A 12,369-nucleotide genomic window follows, 5' to 3' on the forward strand; every position below is an offset into this window, starting at 1 on the left:
ATCATTTGTTCTCATGAACTGCTTGTTTAATTCTTTAAAAATTCTGCTTTCCGGATCACTATTTCTACTAAGCAGCTATGTTGATGGCTACAGCCAGGAGGCCCGGCTGGCTAATATCGTGAGTTCCTTTGAGAGCTATACCAAAACAACCTCCCAGGAAAAAATATTTGTGCACACTGATAAGGATTTTTATGTGGCTGGAGAAATTATCTGGTTCAAAATATACTGTATGGATGCTGCTTCTCATAAGCCTGTTGTTCTCACGAAAGTAGCCTACCTGGAGATTATTAGTGAATCACATAAACCGGTAGGGCAAGCCAAAATCTCTCTTAGCCTTGGCACTGGTCATGGATCATTGTCTCTTCCTTTTACACTTACGTCGGGCAAGTATAAAATACGGGCATACACCAGATGGATGAAAAACTTCAGTCCAGAGTTTCACTTCGAAAAAAACATAACCATCGTAAATTCCCTAGTCAATCTGGATATAAACAGTGCTAAACGCCTGCCAGTATACAGTATTCATTTTTTTCCGGAGGGAGGCAATCTGGTAGAAGGCATTCAGAGCAAAGTGGCCTTTAAAATAACAGACCAGTTTGGCCAGGGCGTGGAAGGCAAGGGTGTCATTCTGAATCAGAACAATGATACACTGGCACAGGTGGAGCCGTTCAAATTTGGAATGGGCTATTTCTTTTTGAAGCCAGAGCCGGGTGATGACTACAACGTTCAGCTTCAAACCAATGATGGAAAAACAATACGCGGTGCCCTACCCGACGTGTATTCGCAGGGGTATGTACTAACCTTGGAAAATACAGATGCAAACACCATCAGTATTTCTGTCTGGTCGAATGTTCCGGCGGCAGGCAACTCACCCGTTTATCTTCTGGCACACACCAGGCAAGTGATACAGGTAGCGCAAGCTCAAAACCTTCGGGAAGGAAAAGCCCTGTTCAGGATAGATAAAAGCAAGCTAGGAGAAGGAATTTCGCATATTACTATTTTTGATAAAAACGGGATTGCCCTGTGTGAACGCTTATATTGTAAACTTCCTGAACAAAAACTGCTGATAGAGGCAAGCACCAACCAACCCCAATACCATATACGCCAGAAAGTAATTGTAGATATCCTGACCAGCACCTCCGGTCGCAAGCCGGAAAGTACAACTATGTCCTTGTCTGTATTCAGGCTAGATTCCTTGCAGCAACCGGAGCCTTCTACTATTCAAAGGTATGTATGGCTGGGCTCTGATTTGACAGGAACCATAGAACATCCGGATTACTATTTTTCACATTCTAATGAGGAAGCAGAACAAGCCCTCGACAATCTGATGCTAACCCAGGGATGGCGCAGGTTCCGCTGGGAAGAAATCCTGCAGAACAATACCCCTTCTTTTGATTTTGTGCCGGAGCATGAAGGACACATCATATCCGGCAGCATAACTGATAAGCGTACTGGTTTGCCTGCCAGTGCTACTACCTATCTTTCTATCCCCGGCAAGCGGATTCAGCTATACGGGGCCATTAGTGACCAGAATGGAAAGCTTGTATTTAACACCAAAGACCTATATGGAGAAAATAAGCTAGTGCTCCAAACCCAATCACAGCAAGACAGCATACTGCATATCACGATAGACAGCCCATTTTCCAGCCAGTTTTCTACCAGGGCTTTTCCGGAGTTTTTGCCTTCTCCCCTGCACCTGGGGTTACTTGCCGACCAGAGCGTAGCCATGCAGGTACAACACATTTTTGCAGCTAATAAGGGGAACGAGTTTAGTTACCCACCAGTAGATAGCACACCTTTTTACCATACACCTGAGAAAACCTACCGGCTGGATGATTTTACCCGCTTCCCTACCATGGAAGAAGTAATCAGGGAATATGTACAGGAAGCAGGAGTCAGAAAGAGGCAGGGGAAATTACACTTCCAGGTGGTAGACCGCTCAAATGAAACGTTCTTTACAAAAGATCCACTGGTTTTACTGGATGGCCTTCCGGTAATTAATACTGATAAATTCTTTGCAATGGACCCACGTAAAATTGAAAAACTGGAGGTGATCCCACGGAGGTACTTCTGGGGCCCGTTAATTGCCGAAGGGATACTCAGCTTTACCACCTATACCCATAACTTGTCTGGGTACGAACTTGACCCGCATGCATTGATAGTAGACTATGATGGGCTTCAACAGAAACGGGAGTTTTACCAGCCTGCATATGAACACGAAAGCCAACAAAAAAGCCGCTTACCAGATCTGCGGAATGTATTAGTATGGTCTCCTGAATGTAACACAGGTGCAAGCGGAAAAAAGCAACTGAGCTTTTATACCTCTGACCAGACAGGGAAATTTATAGGCGTTATACAGGGAATTACAAGAAATGGAGAAGTTGCCAGCCATACGTTCACCTTTGAGGTTCTAGGTGAGTAGCAAATGCGTAGAAAAAGCTTCAGCTAGCAAGTCAGCAACCCGTATTCCTGGTATGAGTATGCAGGGAAAAATGCTGCTATGCATACATTACAAAAATTACAAAATATGAAGAAAACGTAAAATTTTGTAATATAGAGAGTAATTATTTACTTACAGTTCTGGAAGTTTACTACCTGGAGCGCGATACAAGCAGGAAATAGAAAAGCTTACAGAATACGCACGCAAAACCGTAAATGATGATAATTATTTTTACTGACTATAACAAATCATGAGCTACACCCGTTAATTGATTATCAAGCTTTTAACAACAAGTAACATGAAGTTAAAACAAATTTTTGCCCTTAACTAAAAAATGATTGTATTCCCAAACAGAGAGAAGATAGCAAAAAAGAATGAGTACCCAGAATCTATCTTACATACACTTGATGCATTTTATAAAATCGCCTATGCCGCACACTGGCAAACACCCTCAGCCGTCAAACAAATTTTTCCTGAAGCCGAAATACTAAAAGATGGAAGAATCATCATTGACATTGCTAACCAGTACCACCTGATTGTTAAAATTAATCCTCAATTTGGGGCGGTTCATGTGCAATTTTTTGAGTCTTATGGAAAACTTTCAGAAATATTGTCAAGTAGTTCGTATCTTAAAAAGCTCGAACCCCTTGATAAGACTACCTCATGACCACTATTGCTTTACGTGTCATAAAAAATAAAACGGATTATGATGCAGTAGTAACACGCATTAACCAACTATTTAATGCAAGCCCAGGAACTACGGAGGGCTATGAACTTGAACTGTTACTACTCTTGGTAGATAATTACCAACGGAAAAACCTTTGGCTACCAGATGTAGAGCCAGTGGAAGTAATAAAGTTTGTGATGACACAACGGGGCTTAACTCTCCAAGACATAGCCAATTACCTGGGTGGAGAAGATATAGCCCATCAAATTATGAGCGGCAAAAAAACGCTGACTCCTCAGATGATTAAAGCCCTCTCTACCTATTTGCATATACCTGTGGAAGCCCTTCTTTGAGCGTTCCATTTTAAAAAAATGAAAAGCCCCAGCCATACCTGGGTCTTTTTTTTGGTAGTATCTAACTATTCAACCCGTACTTTTCACTCACTAGCCGCCTATAGTTTAGTTTCGAATATTTAGTTTCATGTAACTACATTATTCAAGTCTTCAGTATTCTCCTGCTGCATAAAATTCCTTTAAAAGTACTGCAGGTAATGGTACAACTATTTTCTGCTTTCCATATTGATTTTTTATTTCTTTCACCATGCTTTTCCTAGGCTGAACCCTGCCAGATCCGATCATAGATTTCTTGCAGAAAAGTAGAGAAACCCACAAACCCAGGCAATCACCAAATATCTAATAACCTTCTCAACAATCACCTTTTACCAACAAACCTCTATAGGACGCCTGCCATCTGGCTACCCTATCAATTTCAGTAACCATAAAAGTTAATGAAGCAAACAGTAGTAATTTTTCGGGTATAGGCATGTTCAGTATAGAAGTATTTTGCTAATTTTTGTTAAATTTCTTGTTAATTGGCCCTGCTTTTTATAAGTGCCTTTTTCCGTACTGTTTTCTTCTTGCACCTAGTATAAAACCATATTCATGAAAAAGATAGCCATTACACTTGGTTATATAGTACTGTTATTTTTTGATCTGCCTTACAAATCAGCCCTTACGCAACCTGTATCACGGGTCAGCAGTCAAGCACCCACTACACCCTTTGAGCTGACTACGAATGACAGAGTAGTTTTTTTAGGAAACTCACTTTTTGAAAATGACCTGCAATATGGGTACCTGGAGTTAGTGTTAACCACTAGGTGGCCAGACCGGAATATAACTTTCCGTAACCTCGGATGGTCGGGAGATACTGTTTGGGGCGATGCCCGCAAGTATATCTCCCCTCCTAGCGGCTACCATTTATTGCTTGAACAACTAACCAAAGCCCAACCTACAGTTGTTATTATCGGGTATGGAGCTATTGAATCCGAGGAAGGCGAGCAAGGCATTGCCCATTTTAGCGAAGGGTTGAATAAACTTATTGATAAAATAGACCAGCTGGGTGCCAGAACTATTCTGTTGTCGCCGCAGCCAGTTATGCCCACAGCCTCTGGCCAGGATCTGGGTAGCCGAAATGTCATCTTAGAAATGTATACTTCGGCTATTGCTAAAACAGCCACAGATCGGGGCAAACCTTTTATTGATATTTTCCATCCCCTACTGGAGCAAAGCAAAACAGTGGCATTATCAGACAATGGCTTTCACCTGAATGAAAATGGCTATTATTATTTAGCCGCTACTATTGAGAAAGAACTTGGCTTAGTGTCACCAAATGCATCCGTGTATCTGGATGCTTCTAGGAAAACGGTAGAGGGAAAATTGAAAAGTAAAGTTCTGGAGTGGAACAAAAACAATGACCATATCCAATTTTCTATTGACGAAAACTACCTCCCCCTCCCCTTGCCTCAACCCGTGGATATACCAAAAGCAAATACGCAAACAGTAACAGTTAAGGGACTAAAAAAAGGTATATACACACTTTCCATAGACAATAGCCAGGCAGCTACTGCTTCTGCCAGTCAATGGGCAGCAGGGGTAGAAATCAAACAAGGGACAGCCTTTGATCAGGCAAAGCAGCTACAGGAGTTGATTGTCAAAAAGAATGAATTATTTTTCCATCAGTACCGGCCGCAGAATAAAACCTATATTCTTGGATTCCGCTCTCACGAACAAGGCAGGCATACAAAAGGACTGGAGGAATTACAGATTCTTATTACCTGGCTCGAAGGACAAATCGCCATCAAGCGTATGCCAAAGACGAGCGTTTATGAACTTACCCGCGTTAACTAGCATGAAAGAAAATAAACATAGTAAACCTGCAACCCAGTCTGGGTTCATTATTTCAGGCATAGAACCCAACAGAGGGTATATTGCCAGAAAATTCACTTCCGGCTTGCTTGTAAAAATTTACAGCAGAATCCTTTTCATCACCAGTAGCATACTTTTCACTTCCATGATAACCCAGGATAACCGGAAAGACAACCCAGATCCGGCAGATGAACTGGCATCTTTTCATGTAGCGGAAGGATTTGAGGTAACGCTGTTTGCTGCTGAACCGATGGTAGTAAAACCTATTCAGATGAACTGGGATGCAGACGGCCGGTTATGGGTAGTAAGCAGCACAGCCTATCCGCATCTGAAGACCGGGGAGCAGGCCAATGATAAGATTTATGTACTCGAAGATACCGATGGAGATGGAAAAGCAGATAAATCAACCATTTTTGCTGAAGGTTTGCTCACGCCTACTGGTATACTACCCGGTGATGGCGGCGTTTATGTGGCCAACTCCACGGAAATTTTACATTTTTCAGATACCGATGGAGATGGAAAAGCCGACAAGAAACGAGTTATATTAACTGGGTTTGGTACAGCCGATACCCATCATCTCATTCACACATTCCGTTGGGGGCCGGAAGGGCATCTGTATTTTAACCAATCCATTTACATTTACAGCCATGTAGAAACACCCTCCGGTGTAAAAAGGCTGGAAGGGGGCGGCGTTTGGCAATTGCAGCCCAAAACACTGGATTTAACCATTTATGCCAAAGGATTAATTAATCCCTGGGGACTACAGTTTGACCGCTGGGGGCAATCCTTTCTCACGGATGGAGCAGGCAACGAAGGAATAAATTATGCTTTTCCCGGAGCAACTTTTGTAACCTCCCCAGGAGCTGAACGGATCATCAGAGGCTTAAATCCAGGGCAACCCAAACATAGTGGACTGGAAATGGTCTCCGGGCGCCACCTGCCAGATTCGTGGCAGGGAAGTTTACTCACCAACGATTTTAGGGCAAACCGGATCAACCGCTTTACGCTGGAGCAACAAGGCAGCGGGTATGCCTCTAAGCAAGCTGAGGACGTATTATGGACCGACCATGTGGCTTTCCGCCCCGTAGATGTGTTGGTAGGACCCGATGGAGCCGTTTATGTAGCGGACTGGTACAATCCCATTATTCAACATGGAGAAGTAGATTTTCATGACCCGCGCCGCGATCAGCAGCATGGCCGTATCTGGCGGATTGTAGCCAAGGACCGGCCATTGGTTAAGAAGCCACAGCTAAGTAACGCACCGGGAGAAGAACTATTGGAAGCATTGACATTCCCGGAAGATTGGACACGCGCTCAGGCCAGACAACTATTGAAGGAACGCGGCACGAAAGAAGTAATGCCTGCCCTGGAAAAGTGGATAAGTAATCTGGATAAGAAAAGTGCCGATTATGAGCATCATTTACTGGAAGCCCTTTGGGTACATCAATCGCTGGATGTGGTAAACGAGCCTTTGCTGCTAAGCTTGTTAACTGCCCAACGCCACCAGGCGAGGGCCGCCGGTCTCAGAGCCTTACAGCTTTGGCATACCAAGATTAAAAATGTACCCTCTTTGCTGGCAAAGGCTGTAAAAGATACCCATCCTCAAGTACGTCTGGAAGCAGTGATTGCCCTCCGCCTTGTGAAAACGCCTGAGTCGGCACGGACCGCGTTAACAGTATTAGATTATCCAATGGATGAGTTTTTAGAGTACTCGTTGTGGTACACCCTGCGCGAACTGGAACCGTTGGTGATGGATCGGTTGAAAACTGAACCGGCTTTTTTAGGTAACGCCCGCCAGACAGCTTTTGCCCTTAAATCCATGAACAATCCGGAAGTAATTAGCCCGCTTTTAAAGCTGTATGAGAGCAATGAAATTCCGGAAGAATATCAACCTGATGTACTTCATTCCCTTGCCAAGTGGGGAAAGACAGCTCAGCTAAATACTCTTTTTGATATGGCTGTTACAGGGTATGCCAACCAAAACAAACAGGTTCCTGCCTTGCTAGGTACTTTAGTAGAAGCAGCCCGCCAGAGGGATGTCAGACCAGATAAAGACTTACATAGGATAGCCAGGTTTATCGGCAGTGATGACGAAACTACCGTAATTCATGCCTTACATTTAACCGGGTATTGGCATCTGGAAGAAATGCGGGAACAGTTGATTAGCCTGCTTCCTAAGAAAGATAGAAACGTCCAACGGGCTATCTTAGCTGCATTGGTGAGTCTGGACAAGACCAAGGCAGAAAAGTTATTGATCGGACTGGCTAGTAGTAAACAGTCTGTAGATTTAAGGCTTCTAGCTGCTGCTCAACTGGTACCGTTAAATGTCCCGGAAGCGGCACGTATAACGGCAGAGCTGTTACGTACGATGCCGGCAGAAACAGAGTCTGCTGAACTTTTCAGGGCTTTTTTAGCTCATCCGCAGGGAACTCAACTACTCGCGGAAGAACTGATCGCCAAAAAGATTCCCACAAATGTTGCGAAAGCTGTGAGGCCGGTTTTTCAACAGCAAATACCCTGGGGAAGGCATAAGAATGAAGATGTACAAAAAATGATACAGGCCTTAGAAGCATCCGGGGGCTTTCTTCCGGCAGAACGGATGCCTCAACAATTGAGTAGCCAGGAAATTAACCGGCTGGCCATTGACATACGCGGTGGGGCTAACTATGCCTTAGGCGAAGCAATGTTCCGGAAAAGTAATTGTGTAAGCTGCCATGCTATTGGAGGGGCCGGCGGTCTGATAGGCCCTGACCTGAGCAGCCTTGGTACCAGTTCACCAGTCGAAACAATTATTAACTCCATCCTTTTTCCTTCTAATTCAATTAAGGAAGGCTATGAATTACAGCGGGTTGCTAAAAAAGACGGCAGTCAACTAATGGGATACCTGGTAAGCAATGGCAACTCAGAAATCGTAATGCGGGATGCAGCAGGAAAACGGATTACCATTCCTAAAAGCCAGATTACGGCTCTCGAAAAAATACCAGGTTCTTTGATGCCCGCCGGGTTAACGGCCGGATTAGAAAAGGAAGAGTTTGTTAATCTGATTGGTTTTCTGTCCAGGCTTGGTGAGCCGGGAGATTACCGGGTGCCCAATACACGTTTTGTTAGAAGATGGACAACTATTGCAGCCAGTAAAGAACTTGCTGAAAAGACAAATGATGAAGGAGTAGCCTATGTGGTTAAACAAGCAGCCAGAATCCCTTCAACTCCAGCGTATAGCAACGTAGCCGGAAACTTACCCATCGAAGAATTACCTGTACTGGAGGTGTCAACGAATAAAAAATACAGTGTAGCCAGCTTTGAGATTGAGGTGCTGAACAAAGGTCAGGTACATTTGCTGATTAATTCAATTGCCGGAATCACAGCCTGGGTAGGTCAACAGCCCCTTACACTCACCGACCAGGGCGTACGTACAGAATTACCACAAGGCATCCACCAAATCACCCTGGTGTTAGACCGGAACATACGACCTAAAGGACCGCTTGGTATTCAATTACAAGAGGCTGCAGGTTCAGGGGCTCAAACCAGGTTAGTTATGGGGCAATAAAGAATGATAAACGTAAAACGTGTTGAAAGAAAGCTAATCTGGTGTTTCCATGTTTTGGTAAAAGAGGTTATTTAGCAAATAACCGAAGTATATTGAGCAAGGAATAGCCAATGATGAAGGAGTTTACCCCCATAATCGAAACTCATTGTACGACCTTTAATCATATAATAACTTCATTTATCGATAGTATAAGCGGGTTATTACTTCTTCCTAAACATCCGGTTGGTTAATAATTTTATGAGCTCAATACCCAGGATACACAAACCAGTAACAGCTAAAATCATCCGCATGGCATTCCAGTCCAAGGCATTCGTTTTAAATACAGATTCTGTAAAAGGCAGATACACAATAATGAGTTGTAGCACTACCGTCAGTACAATGGCTCCCCACATACCGATGTTGGCAAATAGCTTTGAACTGAACATGGTATGATACGCAGACCGAACGGAAAGGGCATTCCCTAACTGAATGAAACAAAGCAGGGTAAAAACAATTGTTTGCTGCGTTTGCACCACATATCCCTGGTTGGCAGCCCATGCCTGAGTTAAAATAACGGCAACCGCCATTAATACGCCAGTGAATAGGATTTTAGGAATTAAGCCACCGGCAAACAGATTTTCTTTCGGGGGCCTGGGAGGCAGTTGCATAATATCTTTTTCTGCGGGCTCTGCCGTAAGGGCAAGGCCAGGTAAGCCATCTGTTACCAGGTTGATCCAGAGAATATGAATGGGAAGCAAAGGAATAGCCAGGCCAAACAGCGGTGCAAAGAAAATAGTTAAAATTTCCGCCAGATTACAGGCCAGTACGTATAAAATGAATTTTCTGATGTTCTCATAAATGCGCCTGCCCTCTTTTACGGCTTTAACAATGGTGGCAAAATTATCGTCAAGCAAGATCATGTCGGCGGCTTCTTTGGATACATCCGTACCGGTAATCCCCATGGCTACGCCGATATCTGCCTGCTTCAGCGAAGGGGCATCATTCACACCATCACCGGTCATGGCTACAAATTCGCCATTGTTTTGCAATGCTTTTACTATGTTTAATTTTTGCTCCGGAGATACCCTGGCATAGACAAAAATATTTTTTACTTCGCGGCTGAATTCTTCTTCGGTTAGTTTGGCCAGATCGGCACCGGTTCTGGTATTTTTGGAACCTTCCTTTACCATTTGCAATCGTTCAGCAATAGCATAGGCCGTCAGGGGTTGATCACCGGTAATCATAACGGTTTTAATACCTGCGGTTTTGCATTCCTTTATGGCTTCTATCACTTCTTCTCTGGGCGGATCAATCATGGCGGCCATTCCCAGAAAATCCAGGTCTTTCTCTATTTCTTCCGTAATAACGGCAGGTTTCTGTTCAAACTCCTTGTAGGCAAAGAATAATACCCGCAACCCATCTGCTGCCCAGGCCCGGTTTACATCCAGCCATTTGGGAACCTGGTCTTTGTATTTACCGGCTAATACTTCCACTACTCTGGCCGGGGCACCCTTCACAAACAATATCCATTTATCCTGAGCCTGATGCAGGGTGCTCATACGCATGCGTACTGAATCGAAAGGTAATTTGTCAACCAGTGGTAATTGCTGTTCTGCTTCTTGTTTCGTATGGCCTTTCTCCAGCGCATAGGTAACCAGAGCAGTTTCTGTAGAATCGCCCAGGATAGTGCCATCCTCTGAAAACCGTACTTCATTGTTCAGGAGCATGGCTTGTTGTAACAACTCATCCCGTTCCGGAACAGCCCGGAACTTCTCTACCGTCATGATGTTTTGGGTGAGCGTACCGGTTTTGTCGCTACAGATGTAGGTAACAGAGCCTAAGGTTTCCACAGCAGGTAACACCCTGATTAAGGCTTTCTGTTTCACCATTCTCCGCGCACCATTGGCAAGGGCGATGGTGATTACCGCAGGCAAGGCTTCAGGCAAGGCAGCCACTGCTAAAGAAAGAGCCGTCAGGAACATCAGGAAAGCCGGTTCGCCCCGCCACAAGCCAAAACCAAACACTATGGCACATATAATTACTACGATTACGGCAAGCTGCTTGCTGAAAACGGCCAGGCGTTTTTGCAGCGGTGTTTGTTGTTCGCCTACTTCCAGCAATCCGGCAATCTTGCCAATTTCCGTATGCATGCCTGTAGACGTAACAATGGCTTTGGCCGATCCGTTGCTGATGATTGTTCCTTTAAAGACCATATTCAGCTGGTCGCCAGGGCCCAGTTGTTCTTTTGCAATAGCATCGGTTATTTTTTCTACCGAATGGCTCTCCCCGGTTAAGGCGGCCTCTTCCGTTTTAAGTGCACTAACCTCCAATAACCTGGCATCGGCCGGTACAATATCTCCTGCTTCCAGGAGGATAACATCCCCAGGCACCAGTTCTTTTGCTTCAATTTTAGTAGGATTATTATCCCGGATCACGAGGGCATATTGTGCTGCCATCTGCTGGAGCATCCGCATAGATTCTTCTGCATTATTTTCCTGCGCATAGCCTATCCAGGCATTTCCAATGATGATGGCCAGAATGACATAGGCATCCGTATGCTCCCCTACCACAAAGGAGATTATGGCTGCTATAATCAGAATAACAATCATTACATCTTTAAACTGGGCAAACAGGATGGCTAATTTACTTTTCTGCTTGGCCTCTTTTAAGGTATTTTTTCCATGCTGTTGTTGCAGTGAAGGAATTAATTCTTTTTTTAGCCCTGAGGTAGAAGATTGCAATTTCTTAACAACTTCCTCAGCCGGTAGCTGATACCATGTATCCATATGTGTAGGCAATTAGGTGTAGTGAAATGAGAATGGCTGACTTTATGCCATCCATAGAATTACTTTAAATAACCGCTGTGACAAAAAAGACTGTCTGCTAAACCTTTATGAATCGGTCAGGTTATAAATATCTTTTATGTCTTTAAGAATATGTTCAAAGTCAATGTTTAAATCTACTATCCGCCCTGTCCTGATGTCAAACACCCAGCCGTGTACCTGCGGATACCCTTCGGCCAGATAACTTTGTTGCAGGGCTGCCGTCTTGATGATGTTGATACATTGCTCCTGCACATTGAGCTCGGCTAATCGGTCGTAGCGTTTCTCTACGTCGGCTATCGCCTGGAGTTCTGTTTTGTGAATGCGGTAAACATCCCGGATGTTGCGTAACCAGGGATTCAGGATGCCCATATCTTTGGCAATCATGGCGGCTTTAATGCCTCCGCAGTTATAATGTCCGCAAACGATAACTTGCTTTACTTTCAGATGTCTGATAGCATAGTTGATCACCGACATCACACTCAGATCTACACTGTTTACCAGATTGGCAATATTGCGGTGCACAAACACTTCGCCAGGGCCTACGCCCATCAATTCTTCGGCGGTTACCCGGCTGTCGCTGCAACCAATGTATAAATAATCCGGGTTTTGCTCTTTAGCTAATTGAGCAAAAAAGTCTTTATCCGTGCCGGTTTTTTGTGCAATCCATTTGCGGTTATTTTCAAATATTTCTTCGTAGGTAGTCATAG

7 protein-coding genes are annotated in these 12,369 nt (G+C 44.2%); 5 read left to right on the top strand and 2 right to left on the bottom strand.

Annotation, left to right across the window (positions count from 1 at the left end; all coding sequences use genetic code 11):
* The first annotated feature begins 13 nt into the window (after positions 1-13).
* The 5 genes from Q0590_RS23780 to Q0590_RS23800 all read left to right on the top strand — a co-directional run bounded on the left by Q0590_RS23780 (position 14) and on the right by Q0590_RS23800 (position 8,858).
* Positions 14-2,422, top strand: coding sequence for a hypothetical protein (locus tag Q0590_RS23780; protein WP_302040118.1), 2,409 nt, complete (start codon positions 14-16; stop codon positions 2,420-2,422).
* A gap of 352 nt (positions 2,423-2,774) precedes the next feature.
* Positions 2,775-3,107: a type II toxin-antitoxin system HigB family toxin gene (locus Q0590_RS23785; RefSeq protein WP_302040119.1), complete on the top strand. Its 333-nt coding sequence runs from the start codon at positions 2,775-2,777 to the stop codon at positions 3,105-3,107.
* Complete coding sequence (locus Q0590_RS23790) at positions 3,104-3,460, top strand: helix-turn-helix domain-containing protein (protein WP_302040120.1); 357 nt, start codon at positions 3,104-3,106, stop codon at positions 3,458-3,460. Before Q0590_RS23785 ends, Q0590_RS23790 begins: the two co-directional genes overlap by 4 nt.
* A 588-nt stretch (positions 3,461-4,048) precedes the next feature.
* A complete protein-coding gene (locus Q0590_RS23795; protein ID WP_302040121.1) occupies positions 4,049-5,293 on the top strand; it encodes a GDSL-type esterase/lipase family protein in 1,245 nt (414 codons plus the stop codon).
* A gap of 1 nt (position 5,294) precedes the next feature.
* Positions 5,295-8,858 carry a PVC-type heme-binding CxxCH protein gene (locus tag Q0590_RS23800; RefSeq protein ID WP_366970505.1) on the top strand — a complete coding sequence of 1,188 codons (3,564 nt, stop codon included), beginning with the start codon at positions 5,295-5,297 and terminating at the stop codon, positions 8,856-8,858.
* A 200-nt stretch (positions 8,859-9,058) separates the two neighbouring features.
* Here the strand turns inward: Q0590_RS23800 and Q0590_RS23805 are convergent, their stop codons facing one another.
* Positions 9,059-11,623: a cation-translocating P-type ATPase gene (locus Q0590_RS23805; protein ID WP_302040122.1), complete on the bottom strand. Its 2,565-nt coding sequence runs from the start codon at positions 11,621-11,623 to the stop codon at positions 9,059-9,061.
* 105 nt (positions 11,624-11,728) lie between these two features.
* Positions 11,729-12,367 carry a carbonic anhydrase gene (locus Q0590_RS23810; RefSeq protein ID WP_302040123.1) on the bottom strand — a complete coding sequence of 213 codons (639 nt, stop codon included), beginning with the start codon at positions 12,365-12,367 and terminating at the stop codon, positions 11,729-11,731.
* Positions 12,368-12,369: the final 2 nt, after the last annotated feature.

It is taken from the genome of Rhodocytophaga aerolata (assembly GCF_030503435.1).
Taxonomy (GTDB): domain Bacteria; phylum Bacteroidota; class Bacteroidia; order Cytophagales; family 172606-1; genus Rhodocytophaga; species Rhodocytophaga aerolata.